This window comes from Neisseria mucosa (assembly GCF_013267835.1).
Lineage (GTDB): Bacteria > Pseudomonadota > Gammaproteobacteria > Burkholderiales > Neisseriaceae > Neisseria.
Genome location: NZ_CP053939.1, coordinates 1,713,578 through 1,732,723 on the forward strand (window position 1 = coordinate 1,713,578; position 19,146 = coordinate 1,732,723).

At 47.6% G+C, this 19,146-nt stretch carries 16 protein-coding genes and 4 tRNA genes; 1 reads left to right on the forward strand and 19 read right to left on the reverse strand.

Annotated elements, in window-relative coordinates; all coding sequences use genetic code 11:
- Positions 1-33: 33 nt before the first annotated feature.
- From rpoB to rsmD, 14 genes are all read right to left on the reverse strand, one after another.
- The gene (gene rpoB / locus FOC66_RS08185; protein WP_036494041.1) at positions 34-4,212 is read right to left on the reverse strand and encodes a DNA-directed RNA polymerase subunit beta; all 4,179 of its coding nucleotides are present in this window, start codon (positions 4,210-4,212) and stop codon (positions 34-36) included.
- A 189-nt stretch (positions 4,213-4,401) separates the two neighbouring features.
- Positions 4,402-4,773, reverse strand: a complete 372-nt coding sequence (gene rplL, locus FOC66_RS08190; protein WP_003749262.1) for a 50S ribosomal protein L7/L12 — start codon at positions 4,771-4,773, stop codon at positions 4,402-4,404.
- Between the two features lie 57 nt (positions 4,774-4,830).
- Entirely contained in the window at positions 4,831-5,331 is a 501-nt protein-coding gene (gene rplJ, locus FOC66_RS08195; protein ID WP_003680699.1) for a 50S ribosomal protein L10, read from the reverse strand.
- A gap of 223 nt (positions 5,332-5,554) precedes the next feature.
- Positions 5,555-6,250, reverse strand: coding sequence for a 50S ribosomal protein L1 (gene rplA, locus FOC66_RS08200; protein WP_003749260.1), 696 nt, complete (start codon positions 6,248-6,250; stop codon positions 5,555-5,557).
- Positions 6,250-6,684, reverse strand: coding sequence for a 50S ribosomal protein L11 (rplK, locus tag FOC66_RS08205; RefSeq protein WP_002220151.1), 435 nt, complete (start codon positions 6,682-6,684; stop codon positions 6,250-6,252). The genes rplA and rplK overlap by 1 nt, the downstream gene beginning before the upstream one ends.
- Positions 6,685-6,789: 105 nt before the next feature.
- The gene (gene nusG / locus FOC66_RS08210) at positions 6,790-7,323 is read right to left on the reverse strand and encodes a transcription termination/antitermination protein NusG (RefSeq protein ID WP_003749258.1); all 534 of its coding nucleotides are present in this window, start codon (positions 7,321-7,323) and stop codon (positions 6,790-6,792) included.
- Between the two features lie 2 nt (positions 7,324-7,325).
- Positions 7,326-7,601 carry a preprotein translocase subunit SecE gene (secE, locus tag FOC66_RS08215; RefSeq protein WP_003749256.1) on the reverse strand — a complete coding sequence of 92 codons (276 nt, stop codon included), beginning with the start codon at positions 7,599-7,601 and terminating at the stop codon, positions 7,326-7,328.
- A gap of 133 nt (positions 7,602-7,734) precedes the next feature.
- Positions 7,735-7,810, reverse strand: a tRNA-Trp gene (locus FOC66_RS08220).
- A gap of 6 nt (positions 7,811-7,816) precedes the next feature.
- On the reverse strand, positions 7,817-9,001 hold the full coding sequence (gene tuf, locus FOC66_RS08225) for an elongation factor Tu (protein ID WP_003684779.1): 1,185 nt from the start codon (positions 8,999-9,001) through the stop codon (positions 7,817-7,819).
- A gap of 48 nt (positions 9,002-9,049) precedes the next feature.
- A tRNA-Thr gene (locus tag FOC66_RS08230) sits at positions 9,050-9,124 on the reverse strand.
- 9 nt (positions 9,125-9,133) lie between these two features.
- Positions 9,134-9,207 (reverse strand) — tRNA-Gly (locus FOC66_RS08235).
- A gap of 31 nt (positions 9,208-9,238) precedes the next feature.
- Positions 9,239-9,322 (reverse strand) — tRNA-Tyr (locus tag FOC66_RS08240).
- 98 nt (positions 9,323-9,420) lie between these two features.
- Positions 9,421-9,672, reverse strand: coding sequence for a YfhL family 4Fe-4S dicluster ferredoxin (locus FOC66_RS08245; RefSeq protein ID WP_003749253.1), 252 nt, complete (start codon positions 9,670-9,672; stop codon positions 9,421-9,423).
- A 122-nt stretch (positions 9,673-9,794) separates the two neighbouring features.
- The gene (rsmD, locus tag FOC66_RS08250) at positions 9,795-10,367 is read right to left on the reverse strand and encodes a 16S rRNA (guanine(966)-N(2))-methyltransferase RsmD (RefSeq protein ID WP_003749250.1); all 573 of its coding nucleotides are present in this window, start codon (positions 10,365-10,367) and stop codon (positions 9,795-9,797) included.
- A 256-nt stretch (positions 10,368-10,623) separates the two neighbouring features.
- On the opposite strand from rsmD, the gene FOC66_RS08255 reads away from it, so the two are divergent.
- Positions 10,624-11,319: a hypothetical protein gene (locus tag FOC66_RS08255; RefSeq protein ID WP_029609880.1), complete on the forward strand. Its 696-nt coding sequence runs from the start codon at positions 10,624-10,626 to the stop codon at positions 11,317-11,319.
- A gap of 73 nt (positions 11,320-11,392) precedes the next feature.
- Here FOC66_RS08255 and topA read toward each other — a convergent pair whose 3' ends face one another.
- The 5 genes from topA to FOC66_RS08280 all read right to left on the reverse strand — a co-directional run bounded on the left by topA (position 11,393) and on the right by FOC66_RS08280 (position 19,145).
- Positions 11,393-13,699, reverse strand: a complete 2,307-nt coding sequence (topA, locus tag FOC66_RS08260) for a type I DNA topoisomerase (RefSeq protein ID WP_003749245.1) — start codon at positions 13,697-13,699, stop codon at positions 11,393-11,395.
- Positions 13,700-13,772: 73 nt separating this feature from the next.
- Positions 13,773-14,228, reverse strand: coding sequence for a DUF494 family protein (locus FOC66_RS08265; protein ID WP_003749244.1), 456 nt, complete (start codon positions 14,226-14,228; stop codon positions 13,773-13,775).
- 25 nt (positions 14,229-14,253) lie between these two features.
- The gene (dprA, locus tag FOC66_RS08270) at positions 14,254-15,444 is read right to left on the reverse strand and encodes a DNA-processing protein DprA (RefSeq protein ID WP_003749242.1); all 1,191 of its coding nucleotides are present in this window, start codon (positions 15,442-15,444) and stop codon (positions 14,254-14,256) included.
- 313 nt (positions 15,445-15,757) lie between these two features.
- The gene (locus FOC66_RS08275) at positions 15,758-17,032 is read right to left on the reverse strand and encodes a sigma-54-dependent transcriptional regulator (protein ID WP_003749241.1); all 1,275 of its coding nucleotides are present in this window, start codon (positions 17,030-17,032) and stop codon (positions 15,758-15,760) included.
- Complete coding sequence (locus FOC66_RS08280; RefSeq protein WP_003749239.1) at positions 17,019-19,145, reverse strand: sensor histidine kinase; 2,127 nt, start codon at positions 19,143-19,145, stop codon at positions 17,019-17,021. The genes FOC66_RS08275 and FOC66_RS08280 overlap by 14 nt, the downstream gene beginning before the upstream one ends.
- Between the last annotated feature and the right edge of the window lies 1 nt (position 19,146).

A 19,146-nucleotide genomic window follows, 5' to 3' on the forward strand; every position in this document is an offset into this window, starting at 1 on the left:
GACGACCTTAAAAGGCCGTCTGAAAACTTCTGTTTAGTAGCGTTCCAAATCGATATCCAAGCCCAGTGAGCGAATCTCTTTAACCAATACGTTGAAGGATTCAGGCATACCGGCATCGATTTTGTGTTCGCCTTTGACGATGTTTTCGTACATTTTGGTACGACCGTTCACGTCGTCAGACTTCACTGTCAGCATCTCTTGCAACGTGTATGCTGCACCGTATGCTTCCAGTGCCCAAACCTCCATCTCACCGAAACGTTGGCCACCGAACTGAGCTTTACCGCCCAGAGGTTGTTGGGTAACCAGACTGTACGGACCGGTAGAGCGGGCGTGCATTTTTTCATCAACCAAGTGGTGCAGTTTCAGATAGTGCATCACACCGACTGTTACCTTGCGGTCAAACGGTTCGCCAGAGCGTCCGTCATACAGCGTGATTTGAGTTTTGCTGTCGTTAAAGCCCAATTTTTCGACTTCAGGATCATCGCTTGGATAAGCCAAGTTCAACATTTCACGGATTTCAGACTCTTTCGCACCGTCAAACACTGGGGACGCGAAAGATGCGCCTTTACGCAAGTTAGAAGCCAATTCGATGATTTCTTCATCTGTCAGGCTGTCTAAATCTTCTTTCTTACCGCTGCTGTTGTAGAGTTTGTTCAAGAATTCACGCAGCTCGCTGGCTTTGCGTTGCTCTTTCAGCATACGGTCGATGCGCTCGCCGATACCTTTTGCCGCCCAACCCAAGTGAACTTCCAAAATCTGACCAATGTTCATACGGGAAGGTACGCCCAACGGGTTCAGTACGATGTCCACCGGACGGCCGTCAGCCATGTAAGGCATGTCTTCCACCGGCAGAATGCGTGATACCACACCTTTGTTACCGTGGCGGCCCGCCATTTTGTCACCGGCTTGCAGACGGCGTTTGATGGCGATAAATACTTTTACCATTTTTTGTACGCCCGGCTGCAGCTCGTCGCCTTGGGTCAGTTTTTTCTTCTTGATCTCATACAACTCGTCCGCTTCTTCGCGTTTTTGTTGCAGACTCAATTTAATCAGTTCCAACTGTTTGGCCAAATCTTCGTCAGCCAGGCGGATGTCAAACCAATCATGTTTGCTGGACAGGCTTGCCAGATATTCAGTAGTAATCTCGCTGCCTTTAGCCAGCTTCATCGGGCCACCGTTGGCTTTTTGGCCGACAATCATGCGCTCAATACGGTCAAATGCGTCGTTATCGAAAATACGCAACTGGTCGCTCAAATCTTGACGGTAACGTTTCAGCTCAGAATCAATAATGGATTGAGCACGTTTGTCGCGTTGGATACCTTCACGGGTAAAGACTTGAACATCGATAACGGTACCGCTCATGCCGGTAGGCATACGCAATGAAGTATCTTTTACATCAGACGCTTTTTCACCGAAGATGGCACGCAACAGTTTTTCTTCCGGAGTCAGTTGAGTTTCGCCTTTAGGCGTTACTTTACCCACCAAGACGTCACCGGCCTCTACTTCCGCACCGATGTAAACAATACCGGATTCATCCAAACGGTTTTGCATACGTTCAGACAAGTTCGGAATATCGCGGGTAATGTCTTCCGCACCCAGCTTGGTATCACGGGCAACAACGTTCAATTCCTCAATGTGAATCGAAGTATAGCGGTCGTCTGCAGCCACTTTTTCAGAAATCAGAATCGAGTCTTCGTAGTTGTAACCGTTCCACGGCATAAAGGCGATGGTCATGTTTTGACCCAGAGCCAATTCGCCCAAATCGGTGGAAGCACCGTCAGCAATCAAATCACCACGTTGCAAAACATCGCCTGCTTTGACAGCCGGACGTTGGTTGATGTTGGTAGATTGGTTGGAGCGGGTAAATTTAACCAAGTTGTAAATATCGACACCCACTTCACCGGCAGTCGCCTCATCGTCATGGACACGAATCACCACACGGTTGGCATCAACATACTCAACCACACCACCACGGCGGGCAACAATTGCAGTTGCAGAGTCAACGGCAACAGAACGCTCAATACCGGTACCAACCATCGGTTTTTCAGGGCGCAGGCAAGGTACGGCCTGACGTTGCATGTTGGCACCCATCAATGCACGGTTCGCGTCATCATGTTCCAAGAATGGAATCAGGGATGCCGCTACGGATACCACTTGACCGGTTGCCACGTCCATATATTGCACACGGTCAGGCGTTGCCATAATGGTTTCGCCTTTTTCACGACAAGTAACTAAATCGCCAATCAAATTGCCGTCTTTGTCCAAATCAGCATTCGCCTGTGCAATCACATAGCGACCTTCTTCGATGGCAGACAAGTAATCGATTTCTTCAGTTACCTTACCATTAATAACGCGACGGTAAGGTGTTTCCAAGAAGCCATAATCATTGGTGCGCGCATAAACGGACAATGAGTTGATCAAACCAATGTTCGGACCTTCAGGTGTTTCAATAGGACATACACGGCCATAGTGGGTCGGATGTACGTCTCGCACCTCAAAGCCTGCACGTTCGCGAGTCAAACCACCAGGGCCCAATGCAGATACACGGCGTTTATGAGTTACTTCAGACAATGGGTTGGTCTGATCCATAAACTGGCTCAATTGGCTAGAACCGAAGAATTCTTTAATCGCAGCAGAAACAGGTTTCGCATTAATCAAGTCATGCGGCATCAAATTCTCAGATTCTGCTTGATTCAAACGTTCTTTAACGGCACGTTCTACACGAGCCAAACCACTGCGGAATTGGTTTTCTGTCAACTCGCCTACGGAACGAACGCGACGGTTGCCCAAGTGGTCAATATCATCTACTTCACCATGACCATTGCGTAATTCAACCAATGTAGCAATGGAAACTACAATGTCTTCTACGCTCAGAACGTAACCGCCTTTTTCAGCTGCGCCAGCCAAAGTCTCATTCAACAGACGGCCATACCAAGAGTTTTGTTGTGCTTCGGACAATTTTTGCTCGTATGTACGCGTATTGAATTTCATACGGCCTACACGAGACAAGTCATAGCTGTCTTCACTGAAGAACAAACGGTTGAAGAGCTGCTCAACAGCTTCTTCGGTAGGTGGTTCGCCAGGACGCATCATGCGGTAAATTGCTACACGCGCAGCTTGTTGGTCGGCTGTTTCATCTGTACGCAGAGTGCTGGAAATATAACCGCCCTGATCCAATTCATTGATATACAGGGTAGTAATTTCTTTTACACCATTAATATCAAGTTTGGCCAACAGCTCTTCTGTGATTTCATCGTTAGCAGAAGCCAATACTTCGCCGGTTTCCGGATCAATCAGATCAGTAGCCAATGCTTTACCCAACAGGCTTTCTGGTTCCACATCCAGTCGAGTCAAACCTGCATTGGTAATATCACGGATATTTTTCGCAGTAATACGTTTACCTTTGGCAACCAATACATTGCCTTCTTTATCCAAGATATCAACTTTGGCAGTTTCGCCTTTCAGACGGCTTGCAACCAGATCTGTTTGAACACCGTTTGAAGACAAATAGAAAGTTTCTTTATCGTAGAAAATATCCAAGATTTGTTCATTGTTGTAGCCCAAAGCTTTCAACAAAATCGTAACCGGCATTTTACGGCGACGGTCGATACGGAAATACAACAAATCTTTTGGATCAAATTCGAAATCCAACCATGAACCACGGTAAGGAATAATGCGAGCAGAGAACAACAGCTTACCGGAAGAATGAGTTTTACCACGGTCATGCTCAAAGAACACACCTGGAGAACGGTGCAACTGGGAAACAATGACACGCTCTGTACCATTGATGACAAAAGAGCCACTTGGCGTCATCAACGGAATTTCGCCCATATATACTTCGTTTTCACGAACTTCTTTTACAGTCGGTTTAGATGCTTCTTTATCCAAAATCACCAAACGGATACGTGCACGCAATGGAGCCGCATAAGTAATACCACGCAATTGACATTCAGGAATATCGAACAAAGGTTCGCCCAATGTGTAATGCACAAACTCCAATCGTGCATAACCATTATGGCTCACAATCGGGAAAATAGAATTGAATGCTGCTTGCAGACCATCATCAGTACGTTGGTCAAAAGCGTTTTCCAGCTGCAAAAATTTCGCATAAGAATCGATTTGGGTTGCCAGCAGGAAAGGAACATCCAAGACATTCTCTCGCTTTGCAAAACTCTTACGGATACGTTTTTTCTCGGTAAACGAATAGCTCATATACACTCCGAAAAGCAATTTTAAATAATAGGCCGTCTGAAACAACGACATGCATCAACTTAATATTTACATTTATTTACAATGATTTTATAAAAACTATGCAAATAAATGTAAACAATGCCTAATGCTTATTTTAAGAAGCAAAATAAGGCTGGCAGAAAACTGCCAGCCTTTACAGGAAGCATCAAATTATTTGATTTCGACTTTAGCGCCAGCTTCTTCCAGTTGTTTTTGGATGTCTTCAGCTTCAGCTTTAGAAACACCTTCTTTCAGAGTTTTAGGTGCACCGTCAACGATGTCTTTAGCTTCTTTCAGACCCAAGCCAGTGATAGCGCGGACAACTTTAATCACGCCAACTTTTTGATCACCAGCAGAAGCCAATACTACGTCAAATTCAGTTTTTTCTTCAGCAGCAGCTGCACCAGCACCTGCAGGACCTGCAACTGCAACGGCAACAGCAGAAACGCCAAATTTCTCTTCAAAAGCTTTAACCAGGTCGTTCAATTCCATTACGGTCAAAGAACCAACGGCTTCCAAAATGTCTTCTTTAGTAATAGCCATGCTATTTTACTCCAAATATTGTATTAAAAAATAATTGATTAAATGAAACAAAATCGATTAAGCGGCTTCTTCGCCAGCTTTTTTCTCTGCCAAAGCAGCCAAACCACGTGCAAAGCCTGATACAGGAGCTTGCATAACGAACAACAGTTTGGACAACAGCTCTTCGCGACTTGGAATAGAAGCCAACTCAGCAACCTGAGCAGGATTCATCACTTCGCCATTGTAAGAACCGGCTTTAACGATGATTTTGTCATCTTTTTTCGCGAATTGGTGCAGCACTTTAGCAGCAGCAACAGCATCTTCAGAAGCAGCGTAAACCAATGGACCAACCATTTGATCGGCCAAACCTGCGAATGAAGTACCCTCTACTGCGCGACGAGCCAGAGTATTTTTCAGAACGCGCAAGTAAACGCCTTCTTTACGTGCATTCGCACGAAGCTCAGTCATGCTGGAAACACTGATACCGCGATATTCAGCGACTACGAGAGTTTGAGCGTTAGCAATTGCTGCGCTAATTTCCTCTACGGCCACTTTCTTGGTTTCAATATTGAGACTCAAGGTCTACCTCCCACTGTTTATAAACAGGATACCGAAATGATATCCCACCAGCGCGGTAACCTAAAAAGACATCTTACAAGCAATCTTGCAATGTGTTTCAGGACTACCGTCTGCGTAGGGCAGTTACGATTAAATCTTACGATCCCTACGGTCTTGGACATCTACTTAATTTTAAGTAGCCCAAATTCAGGCAACCCAGAAAGCCGGATCACCTGAAAATTTCTTAGTTGTTCACGCTTGCAGTATCAACGCGAACACCCAAACCCATGGTGCTGGAAACAGCAACTTTTTTCAGGTACTGACCTTTAGCAGCAGCAGGTTTGGCTTTAACGATAGCATCCAGCAACGCATTGAAGTTTTCTTTCAAGTCAGCTTCAGCGAAAGAAGCACGACCGATAGTTGCATGAACGATACCGGCTTTATCTGTACGGTATTGTACTTGACCTGCTTTTGCATTTTTAACTGCTTCAGCAACGTTAGGAGTAACAGTACCTACTTTAGGGTTTGGCATCAGGCCACGAGGACCCAAGATAGTACCCAATTGACCAACGATACGCATTGCATCAGGAGAAGCAATAACAACGTCAAAGTTCAGGTTACCAGCTTTGATTTCAGCAGCCAAATCTTCGAAACCGACGATATCTGCACCAGCCTCTTTAGCAGCTTCTGCATTTGCACCTTGTGTAAATACAGCTACGCGAGTTGTTTTACCGGTACCTTTAGGCAGAACGACTGAACCACGAATAACTTGGTCAGATTTACGAGGATCAACACCCAAGTTGAAAGATACGTCAACAGACTCATCAAATTTAGCAGTAGCAGCTTTTTTAACCAAAGCAATTGCTTCGTCGATTGCGTACAGTTTGTTAGCTTCAACAGAAGAGCGAAGAGCTTTCAAGCGTTTAGATACTTTAGCCATTATACAACACCCTCCACATCCAAGCCCATTGAGCGAGCAGAACCTGCGATAGTACGAACAGCCGCATCTAAGTCAGCAGCAGTCAAATCAGGCTCTTTAGTTTTAGCAATTTCTTCCAACTGAGCACGGGTCAATTTACCCACTTTATTAGTCAGAGGATTAGAACTACCTTTTTGCAGACCAGCAGCTTTTTTCAACAAGATAGAAGCTGGTGGAGTTTTCATCACAAATGTGAATGATTTATCTGCAAATGCAGTGATTACGACTGGAATTGGCAAACCAGGTTCCATACCTTGGGTTGCAGCATTAAATGCTTTACAGAATTCCATGATGTTCAAACCACGTTGACCCAAAGCTGGACCAACTGGGGGAGATGGATTGGCTTTACCTGCAGGAATTTGCAGTTTAATGTAGCCGATAATTTTCTTTGCCACTTAAAGGACTCCTAAAAACGGGTATAACGCGGAACCATTCCGCTTCCCAAACAGAATTCGCGATTATATCCGCTTAAAAAAAAATTTTCAAGCGAATTAAACCACTTAAATCTTTTCAACCTGACCGAACTCTAATTCAACCGGTGTTTCGCGACCAAAAATCTGAACTGAAACACGCAGTCTATTACGTTCGTAATTAACTTCATCAACAATACCGTTGAAATCAGCAAATGGGCCTTCGTTTACTCGAACTTGCTGACCAACTTCAAACTCAACTTTTGGTTTTGGCTTCTCAACACCTGTCTTAGCTTGTTGCAAAATAGCATCCGCATCTTTTTGAGAAATTGGGATCGGGCGATTTCCACTACCGCCTACAAAACCATTTACTCGAGGAGTGCTCTTAACCAAATGCCACGAGTCATCAGTCATTTCCATTTCGACCAATACATAGCCTGGATAGAATTTACGCTCACTGATGGTTTTTCGACCATTCTTGATATCTACTACTTCCTCGACGGGCACAAGAATCTGACCGAAATAATCTTCCATGTTTTCACGAGCAATACGCTCTTTCAATGTTTTTTGGACATTTTTTTCAAAACCGGAATAGGCCTGCACCACATACCAACGCTTTGACATCTTTACCCTTTCCTATTTAATAAAACATCAAAAAACAACCATGAAATAATTGTATCTGCCACATAAATGAAGGCTGCCAAAATCGCAACAAAGATAATTACAAATACAGTCATTTTGACCGCTTCATCCCGACTCGGCCAAACCACCTTCTTGAACTCGGTCCAAGAGCTCTTAAAATATGCAAACAGACCTTCTTTCTTTTCAGGAGCTGGCTTACTACTTACCACCACTTCCTTTTTCTGATGGCCTTCTTTGTGTCCAGACGAATGTTCTGTCATCTTTACTCACTTATCAATGCCCCACCCACCATCCATTTTAGATAGCAGCATTGATCCATATAATTAATTCTAGATAATCTTAAAACTTAAGTACAAAAAAATTAACCGGCACAAGGCCGGTTAATTTTTTATTTGGCAGGCCAAGAGGGTCTCGAACCCCCAACCCTCGGTTTTGGAGACCGATACTCTACCAATTGAGCTATTGGCCTCTAAACTTAAGCGATGATAGAAGAAACCACACCTGCACCTACGGTACGGCCACCTTCGCGAATCGCAAAGCGCAAACCTTCTTCCATAGCGATAGGTGCAATCAGTTCTACAGTAATGGTTACGTTCTCACCCGGCATTACCATTTCTACGCCTTCTTCCAAAGTAACTGCACCAGTTACGTCGGTAGTACGGAAGTAGAATTGTGGACGGTAGTTAGCGAAGAATGGAGTGTGACGGCCACCCTCTTCTTTGCTCAGTACGTATACTTCTGCTTTGAATTTGGTGTGAGGAGTGATGGTACCCGGTTTGGCCAATACTTGACCACGCTCTACGTCTTCACGTTTAGTGCCACGCAGCAATACGCCTACGTTGTCACCTGCTTGACCTTCGTCCAGCAGTTTGCGGAACATTTCAACGCCGGTACAAGTGGTTTTTTGGGTTTCTTTCAGACCTACGATTTCGATCTCGTCACCAACGTGGATGATGCCGCGCTCTACACGACCGGTTACTACTGTGCCACGGCCAGAGATAGAGAATACGTCTTCGATAGGCAACAAGAAAGGTTTGTCCACAGCACGCTCAGGTGTTGGGATGTAGCTGTCCAAAGCAGCAGCCAGTTCGAAGATTTTTTCTTCGTAAGCAGCATCACCTTCCAAAGCTTTCAGTGCAGAACCTTGTACGATTGGGCAGTCGTCACCTGGGAAGTCGTAGCTTGACAGCAGGTCACGGATTTCCATTTCAACCAGTTCCAACAATTCGGCATCGTCAACCATGTCGCATTTGTTCATGAACACGATGATGTAAGGTACACCTACTTGGCGAGCCAACAGGATGTGTTCGCGAGTTTGAGGCATAGGGCCGTCAGCTGCGGAACATACCAAGATAGCGCCGTCCATTTGGGCAGCACCGGTAATCATGTTTTTAACGTAGTCGGCGTGGCCCGGGCAGTCTACGTGTGCGTAGTGGCGGGTTTCGGTTTCGTATTCTACGTGAGAGGTATTAATGGTAATACCGCGGGCTTTTTCTTCAGGAGCGTTATCGATTTGGTCGTAAGCTTTTGCAGCGCCACCGAATTTTTTAGCCAAAATAGTAGTCAATGCAGCAGTCAGAGTGGTTTTACCATGGTCAACGTGACCGATAGTACCAACGTTTACGTGCGGTTTGCTACGTTCAAATTTTTCCTTAGCCATGGCAATATCCTATAATCTAAGCTTTTGAAAGAAAGGGTAATAATGAGATGGTGCCCATGGGCAGATTTGAACTGCCGACCTCTCCCTTACCAAGGGAGTGCTCTACCCCTGAGCTACATGGGCGAAATTGTTTGGAGCGGGTGAAGGGAATCGAACCCTCACCGTAAGCTTGGAAGGCTTCTGCTCTACCATTGAGCTACACCCGCATACTCACTATTTGCTCCAAGTAAGAATTTTTGGTGGAGGGAGAAGGATTCGAACCTTCGAAGCTCACGCAACAGATTTACAGTCTGCCCCCTTTGACCGCTCGGGAATCCCTCCAAAAGAGAACGCTAGTTTATTTGCAACTCAGATTTCCGTCAAGATTTTTTTTCACTTATTTCTTTAAAAATATCCAAGTTTTTGCTTTTAAACATTATTTACTTAAACTGAATGATTTTTTCGTACTTAGCCATCAGTTCTTCGTACGTTTCAGGATGCTCTTCATCGATCAAGATACAGTCAACAGGACATACCTGTTGGCACTGCGGCTCATCGTAATGGCCCACACATTGCGTACACAAATTTGGATTGATTTCGTAAATTTCTTCACCTTGCGAGATGGCATCATTAGGACACTCCGGTTCGCACACATCGCAGTTAATGCACTCATCTGTAATAAAGAGCGACATTTCTATTTCCTTTTTTCTTAAATTATCAAAACCGATTGGGCGCGGATTATAGCACAAATGACGTCGGAACAATCTGTTTGAAAGAATGTTTTACACCTTGGGAATGATTCTCAAATTCTATACTATTCAGCAACTTGCGAATAGAGCAACAATTCAAACTTACTCATTCCCGCCTTTCCTTCCCGATAAATTTCCAGCCAATCCGGTTTTTCAGGCACCTTCCCTGCTTCAATATAGACCATTGCCCCATTTTTCAAGTGGCTTTGCAATCGGATAAAAAGATTTTGCCAATCTTCCCATGCAAACGGCGGATCAAGGAACACAACATCAAATTTTTCAGACGGCCTTGTCAAATAAGCCATGCCGTCTGAACACACGATTTCCACCTGCCTCAAGCCTAATTCACGAACATTTTTCTGAAGTGTTTGCACAGTTTGGCGGTGGTTATCGACCATTACCACTTTTGCCGCATGACGAGAAGCAGCCTCCATTCCCAAAGCACCACTACCGCTGAATAAATCCAATACTGTTTTGCCGGTTAAATCCTGACCCAACCAGTTAAACAGTTTTTCACGCACGCTGTCAGGTGTCGGACGCAAACCATCTGCGGACAGAAAAGTTAACTTTCGTCCCCTACATTGCCCGCCAATGATGCGTACTTGATTGGTGTGTTTGGAATGTTTGTTATTTGCCATAATTTTTTAAAAGATGCCAAGTTTTCAGACGGCCTCAATTATATAGTGAAACTGCTATCAAACCGTATTTCGATCTCTGCTTTTAGAGACAAAAGGTCGTCTGAAAATTTTTCAGACGACCTTTTCAGTTTGAATTTGACGACATGAAATACTGAACTATGTTTCACCGTGAAGTGCGTTTTAAACTTAAACTAGATAAATTACATTTACTTATTTATAATGAGTATTTCTCTGTGAAATGTTTATATAAGTTATTATCATGTCAGACCTGAATCTCAGTAACAGTATATTCCAAGGTTACAACGACAAACATGGTTTAATGATTTGTGGGTATGAGTGGGGTTGGAGTAAAGCCGATGAGGCTGCTTATGTAGCAGGTGAATACAAACTCCCTGAAAACAAAATCGACCATACATTTGCAAATAAATCCCTCTATTATGGTGAGCAGGCAAAAAAGTGGCGTTACGACAATACAATAAAAAATTGGTTTGAAATGTGGGGACACCCCTTAGACGAAAATGGATTGGGCGGTGCATTTGAAAAATCCCTGGTTCAAACCAACTGGGCAGCTACTCAGGGCAACAAAATCGACAATCCAAACAAATTTCTCCAGCCCGAACACGTCGATAATTTTCTCTACCACATTGAGAAACTACGTCCTAAATTGATTCTCTTCATGGGAAGCAACCTGACAAATTATCTTAATTGCGCAAATGTATTGCCGCGCTTCGAGCAGCTTGTCGGAAAACAAACTCAACCGCTACGAGTAGTACAAAAAGATTTTAGCGGTACACGTTTCAAAATCAGATTCCAATCGTTTGAAAATTGCGAAGTCGTCTGCCTGCCCCACCCTAGTGCCAGCCGCGGTCTATCTTACGATTACATAGCCTTATTTGAACCAGAAATGAACCGTATTTTATCGGACTTTAAAACGACACGCGGATTTAAATAAAATAATCACAGAAAAGCAAAGGTCGTCTGAAATTTTTTCAGACGACCTTTGCTCTTTAAACCAACCTACTTCATCATTCTTTCGGTGCAGGCGGTTCAACCTGTTCTTTCCAGCCGCATTCTTTTTGCGGACAGACTTTTTCCACGCCCCAGCGTTTGGTGGTTTTGATAGTTAAAACCGGCCAATGGCAGTTCGGGCATTCTTCGGCGACGGGCGGGTTCCAGGTGGCGTAGTTGCAGTCGGGATAGGTGCTGCAACTGTAAAACAGTTTGCCGTAGCGGGATTTGCGCTCGACGAGGTTGCCTTTTTTGCATTGCGGGCATTGGACGCCGGTGTCTTTCGGTTTTTCCAAAGGCTCGACGTGTTTGCATTTCGGATAGTTGGCGCAGCCGATGAATTTGCTACCGGTGCGGCTGTATTTGTACACTAAACGACCGCCGCATTTAGGGCATTCGCGTCCGTCGAGTTCGGCTTGCTCTGCTTCCGCTTTGGCGATGCGCTCGGCGGCTTCTTCGGCGGTTTCGTTAACGTTGCGCGTGTAGCTGCACTCGGGATAGCCGGCACAGGCGACGAAGCGGCCCATTTTGCCGAATTTGATTTGCAGCTTGTGTTCGCCGCATTTCGGGCAGGTTTCGTCTAGTTCCTGCGTGGTAAATTTGGCGCGTTCGATACCCTCTTTTTCTTCCACTTGCTTGATAAACGGCTTCCAGAATTTGTCCATTACGGGGATCCATTGGCGTTTGCCGTTGGCAATTTCGTCAAGCTGGTCTTCGAGTTTGGCGGTGAAGTGGTAGTCGACGTATTGGGCGAAGTGTTCAGTCAGGAATTTGTTGACGATGTCGCCCGTGTCGGTAGGCATGAAGCGTTTTTGCTCAAGGGTAACGTATTCACGGTCTTTGAGCGTGGAAATAATGCTGGCGTAGGTCGAGGGGCGGCCAATGCCGTATTCTTCGAGGGCTTTAACCAGCGTGGCTTCGTTGTAGCGCGGCGGCGGGGTGGTAAAGTGTTGTTCGCCGTAGAGTTTGTCCACGGGCAGTTTGTCGCCTTCGCTCATTTCGGGCAGTTTTTTGCTGTCTTCGCCTTCTTCATCGTCGCTGCTTTCTTCGTAAACGCTGAGGAAGCCTGCGAAGGTTTGTACTTGTCCGGTTACGCGGAATACGCCTTTGCCGACAGTAATATCGACAGTGGTTTGGTCGAATTTGGCGGGCGTCATCTGACAGGCGACGGTGCGTTGCCAAATCATTTGATAGAGTTTGAACTGGTCTGCGCTCAGGAAGGGTTTGACGCTTTCGGGCGTGCGGTACACGGAAGTCGGACGGATGGCTTCGTGGGCCTCTTGGGCGTTTTTGGATTTGGTTTTGTACTGCTTGGCCGAGCTTGGCAGATATTCTTTGCCGATTTTGTTTTCGATGTAATGGCGGATTTCGGTTAACGCTTCATCAGCCAAATTCACGCTGTCGGTACGCATATAGGTAATCAGACCGATGGCACCCCGCCCTACGTCTATACCTTCGTAAAGCTGCTGGGCGGTACGCATGGTGCGGTCGGTGGTAAAACCGAGTTTGCGCACGGCATCCTGCTGCATGGTTGATGTAGTGAACGGCGCGGCGGGGTTGCGGCTGCGCTTTTTCTTTTCGATGGCGGTAACGACGGCCCCTTTGCCTTCGAGTTCTTTCAACACGTCGGCTTGCGCGGTTTCGTTCGGCAGGTCGAACTGTTCGAGTTTCGCGCCGTTGTATTGGGCGAGTTTGGCGGTGAATTTGCTGCGGCCTTTGTGGCTGTCGAGATGTACCGTCCAATATTCCTGCGCTTCAAACGCGCGGATTTCGTTTTCGCGTTCGCAAATCAAACGCAGGGCGGGACTTTGCACACGGCCTGCGCTCAAACCGCGGCGGATCTTTTTCCACAACAACGGCGAGAGGTTGAAACCGACCAAATAGTCCAAAGCGCGGCGGGCTTGTTGCGCATCGACCAAGTCCATTTCGATTTCGCGCGGATGGGCGACGGCATCAAGCACGGCATTTTTGGTGATTTCATGGAACACGACACGCTGCGGCTTGATGTTTTTCAGGCCGCGTTTGGATTTGAGGATTTCCAAAAGATGCCAGGAAATGGCTTCGCCTTCCCTATCCGGGTCGGTTGCGAGGTAGATGTTTTCGGCTTCTTTGGCACCGGCGACGATGGCATCGACGTGTTTGCTGTTGCGGCTGATCAGCTGGTACTTCATGGCAAAGCCGTTGTCGGGATCGACTGCTCCGCTTTTGGGTACCAAGTCGCGGACATGACCGTAAGACGCCAAGATTTCAAAATCACCGCCCAGATATTTTTTCAAGGTTTTGGCTTTGGACGGGGATTCGACGATTAATAGGTTTTTCGCCATTGTTGTTCTCTTTTGGATGTATTGGGTTTATGTTTCAGACGGCCTTTATGATTGAGGCCGTCTGAAAAAAGGTTTAGTGCATCACGTTTTGTCCGGTCAACGCACTCATCAAGTCGTCGCCAATCAGGACGGGCAACTCACTCTTGTGCATCCACAACACCAGCAATACCAACACTTTGGCGGTATCGAGGGTGATTTCGTCCGATGGAATGTGCATCAGGGCGTGAATGACGATTTCGCGCTGCTCGTAAGTAATTGCGTGTTCGGCAACCAGATACTGCATCAAGCCCATGACTTCCTGCGGCAGGTTTTCAGCTTCTTCACGGCAGAATACGCGCAGGGAATCGCTGTTAAACGGCTCGGCATAAAATTCGGACGTATTGAACAAGACTTCCATCATCATCAATGTATTGCCAATTTCCGTAGCGTCAAAACCTGCATCTTCCAGCAGGCGACCCAAATCTTCCGGAGGCGGACAGTTGTCGAAATCTTGGAAGTGTTCGATTAAATAGGCAATGACTTCGGTCATGCTGGTTCCTTAAGATATAGATAATTTATGCTTTGACACGCTGATAACGGCCGCCCGGCAAGGCGGCAACAATACCGTCGAGTTCGTATTCTAAAAGCTGTGCGTACACGTCTGCCGCCGCCGTATTGGTTTGTTGCGCCAAAATATCGGAGTGTATCGGGTCGTAACCCATTGCTTCCAATAAAGTGCTTGTCGATGAGGCGGCAGGAGGGTTTTCAGACGGCCTTTGCGGTTCATCCGCTATTGCTTTGGGTTGCAGACGTTTGGTTTGGTCGTTTTTGGGTTTTACCGTCTTATTTATAGAATATGATGGAACGGGCGTATTTTGCAATAGCTGCGGACATTCGTGAAGAATATCGTCCAAACATTCCACCAATTTTGCCCCGTCTTTAATCAGCTTGTGGCAGCCTTTGCTGTGTGGATTGTCTATCGAACCGGGCACCGCCATCACTTCGCGCCCCATCTCCGCCGCCAACTTGGCAGTAATCAGCGAACCGGATTCCAATGCCGCTTCGACCACCAATGTCAGCTGCGACAACGCGGCAATCAGACGGTTGCGGCGCGGAAAATTGCCTGCAAACGGACGCGTGTCTAAAGGAAACTCGCTGACAATCAATCCTTTTTCAGCGATTTCATAAGCAAGGTTTTTATTGGACGGCGGATAAATGCGGTCTATACCGGTTCCCCAGACGGCAATGGTGCCGCCATCTGCCTGCAATGCGCCCTGATGGGCGGCGGTATCGATACCCGAAGCCATACCCGATACGACGGGAATGCCTTTCTCACTCAACGCCCTGCCGAAATCTTTGGCAATCCGCATTGCCTGCGGCGTGGCATGGCGGCTGCCGACAATCGCGGCAGAAGGTGTGTGCAGCAGTCCTGCATTGCCGCGCAAAAACAAGACCGGCGGCGCGGTAATGCCTTGCGTCAGCATTTCAGGGAAATCATCATCTTGCAGCAGCAACAAACGGCAACCGTCCTGCATTTCCCATTGTAAAGCGGCTTCGGCAGACTGCTGCGCCAAAGCCCGTTTGTCCGCATTGCGCCACGACTCGGCCGCCTGTTTATGGCGTACCAGGGCGGCAATTTTGTCTGCCGGCGCACTCAAGGCAGCTTGTGCACTACCGAATTGCTGCAACAGCACCAAAAAACTTTCTGCGCCGATATAGGGCGTAAATGCCAGTTGCAACCAAGCAAAACGCTCGTTTTCCGTCATCAATCTGTTCCCTTTTCGTAATGGTTTTTCAGACGGCCTGAAGTAAATTAAGGCCGTCTGAAAATTTTATTGGTATAAAACTTTTGTCTGGCTTAAAAGGCAAAACAACAATGCCGGGCCATATCATTATTTTGATAAAGTATCGTTTGTCTAAGCAAACCGTCAAATGACGATGCCGTCGCAAACCGTCAAATGACGATGCCGTCGCAAACCGTCAAATGACGATGCCGTCGCAAACCGTCAAATGACGATGCCGTCTGAAAAACCTGATGGCTTTCAGACGGCCTCTTTTGTGTTTGAACCGATATTGCGCTTATTCTTCGGATTTGTCGGCGCTGCGGCGCGATACGCTGATACCGAGTTGTTTGAGTTTGCGGTAAAGGTGCGTACGCTCCAAACCGACCTTTTGCGCCACACGGCTCATATTTTGGCCTTCTTGGGCAATGTGGTACTCAAAGTAACGGCGCTCGACTTCTTCCCTCAATTCGCGCAAAGGCATATTGAAATTGAAGCCACCGATGATTTCTGTCGCCGTTGCATTTTCCTTCTGACCCAAAGCCGCGGCAACGGCCTGGTCGTCCACTTCTTTGCCGTCCGATTCCAACATGATGTTTTTCACCGTTTCGGCAAGCTGGTCGTAATTGCCCGGCCAATCGTATTGGCGCAAAACCACCAACGCGCTGTCGCTGAATTTTACCGGCTGGATTTTTTGACTTTCGGCCAAATCGGTCATGATGCGGTTGATTAAAAAGACGATGTCGTCCGGTTGGCTGCGCAAAGAAGGGATATTGATACGCTCTTTCAACAACTCCGCCAGTCGGCCGGCAACGACGTCATCGGCGCTCTCACCGCGTTTAAAGCCGCATGAAGCAATCACACGGACATTGTAGCGGTCGGCTTTCTCCAGCAAGAAAGCGATGCCGTTTTGGATGTTTTTGCTGTAACGGGCAATATCGCCGACATACAAAATACCGCCCGATGCTTTTTGCAACAGCTCCAACGGTGTATCGACAATGTGTTCGACACGGTCGGTTGCCACCCAAGGCGTACCGCTTTTGTGAAGATAGCGGGCCACAATTTCAAACGGCGAGCCTGCCTCACCGGCCAACAGCAGCGGGCGGTTGTGTTTGGCGGCCGCTTCAATGCTGCCGTTCATTTCTTGAATGACGGGGCTGTTGCCCAGTTTGTCCAAAGTCATGCCGGAGGCCGTCTGAACTTCTCCATGTTTCAAGGCGCGTTCTACTGCGGACAAGAGTTTTTGCAGGGCAATCGGTTTTTCCAGAAAATCGAGCGCGCCGATTTTGGTGGCTTCAACCGCGGTGTCGATGCTGGCATGGCCACTCATCATGACCACAGGCATATTGAGTTGGCCGTTTTTCGCCCACTCTTTCAACAAAGTGATGCCGTCGCAATCGGGCATCCAAATGTCCAGCAATACCATGGCTGGACGCGTTTGGTAACGCAATTGGCGCGCTTCTTCGGCATTTTCGGCCAAAGTAACGGTATAGCCTTCGTCTTGAAGGATTTCGGAGAGCAGGTCGCGGATGCCTACTTCATCATCTACAATCAAAATATCACTGCTTCGCATAAGTTTCTGCCATTTCCGGTAAAGCTATTTTGACGCACGCGCCGCCGCTGTTCTGATTGCTCAGGCTGATACGGCCGCCATGCTCCTCGATAATTTTTTTCACAACGGGCAAACCCAGCCCAGTTCCTGTCGGTTTGTCGGTAACGTACGGCTCAAAAGCATTGTGCAGCATTTCTTTGCTGAAACTTTTGCCGTTGTTGCATACGGTCAGGAAAACCTGTCCGCCTTCGCGTCCTGTTTCGATGTTTACTTGCGGCGCTTCGTCCAACTCCGCCGCTTCTGCGGCATTCTTAAATAGGTTATGCAACACTTGGCGCATGGCCGTCGTATCGGCGGCAATCGGCAAGGCGTCGGCGCTGAGCCGTGCATTAAATTTGCACGCGCCTGCCTCATATAATACCAATACTTCCGACACCAAACCGTTTAAATCTTGTTTTTCTAAATTCAGCGACGGCGCACGCGCATAATTGCGGAACGCTTCGACCATTTCTTTCAGCGCGGCAACCTGTTTGACGATGGTATCGGTTGAACGGCTGAGGATCTGGGCGTCTTGCTCGTCAAGTTTATCATGCAATTTCCATGCCAATCTCTCGGCGGAAAGCTGGATGGGCGTAAGCGGATTGCGGATTTCGTGCGCCAAACGTTTCGCCACTTCGCCCCATGCGGCCTCTTTTTGCGCGCGTATCAAGACGGTAATGTCATCAATCACCATCACCACGCCGTTATCGTTGTCTTCCGGCAGGATGGTGGCTTTGCCCAACAAGATTCGGGCATCGTCGGGCGCGGCGTATTCGACTTGGACGGGTTTGTCGCTGTCGGCGGTTTCATTAATGGCGGCAAACACATCGGCCAACAGGGTTTGCTGCGGCGATTTGCCGTGCCATTGATGCCAGTTGCTGCCCCACAAAGACACCAGCGAAACGCCCAAAATCTGTTCGGCGGCTTTGTTAAAGGTTTTCAGACGGCCGTCGGCATCCAAAGTAATCACGCCTGTGGTCAAACTTTCCAACACGCATTCCAAATAATGGCGAGCGGCTTCTTCGCGCAAACGGTTGCGCTCGTCCGCCTCTTTGGCAATCGCCAATTGCTCGGTCATGTGGTTGAACAATTGGGTCAAACGGCCAAACTCGTCATTGCGGAATACCGGCCGGGTCTGGCTGAAGTCGCCCTGAGCCACCGCCCGCGCGCCCTCTGCCAACGACAACACCGGCGCCACAAAACGGCGGGCAAAATACAAAGCCATCACCAGCGCCAAAAAGATGGCCAACAATGTCGCGACCAACAGCGTGGACAGGAAAAAGGTTTGCAGGCCTTTTTTGGTATAACTCAGCTCGGCGTATTTGGCGCGGGCCGCTTCGATCAACGTCGCATCTTGGGCAACATCTTTCGGAATCGGCTGACGGAAAAACAATGCATAATCCTGATTTTTATGCGTACCAATCAGCATCCAGCCTTGAGCATACAGCACGCCGCCGATGTTTTCCAAGCTGCGTACCGAGCCGGTCTGCTCCAGTTGCTCCCATCCTTCTTTGTTGAGCGTCGGTTGATTCAGTTTCAGGGGGTTGATGCTTTTCTCGACTTTATGGGTGGTCGCGTTATAAAGCGCCAGCTGGGCAAATTCGGAAGTAGGTGCGGATTGGGTCAGCGTCTGCCCCAAGTCGCCGTCCAGCGAAGCGGCGCTGATTAAGTCGATTTGCACCGGCGTGGCGTTACTGACCGCGTTGTCCACTGCCAAGTTCAGCGCGGATTTGCTCAAGTTTAAGCTGCGCTCCAAAGCCTCATGGGTATCGTTGCCAAACCAAGAATTAATCGTGCCGTTAATAAACTGGGCGGAAATACCGAACAAAAACACACCCGGCAATACGGCAACTAAGGTAAACATCCCCGACAGCCGACGCGCAATCTGCGAGCCGAACACGCTTTTGCTGTTGTCGCGCATCAAAAGCACGACATAGCGCACCAATACTGCGGCCAACACCAGTAACAGCAAGCCGCACAAGGCGACAATCCACCAGAAATAATCGGACAATACGTTGCTGCTGCCCGTTGCAACAGTCAGACCGTACAACAAAACTACGGCGAATACAGCGGCAATCAGGAGAAAGCGGCGCATG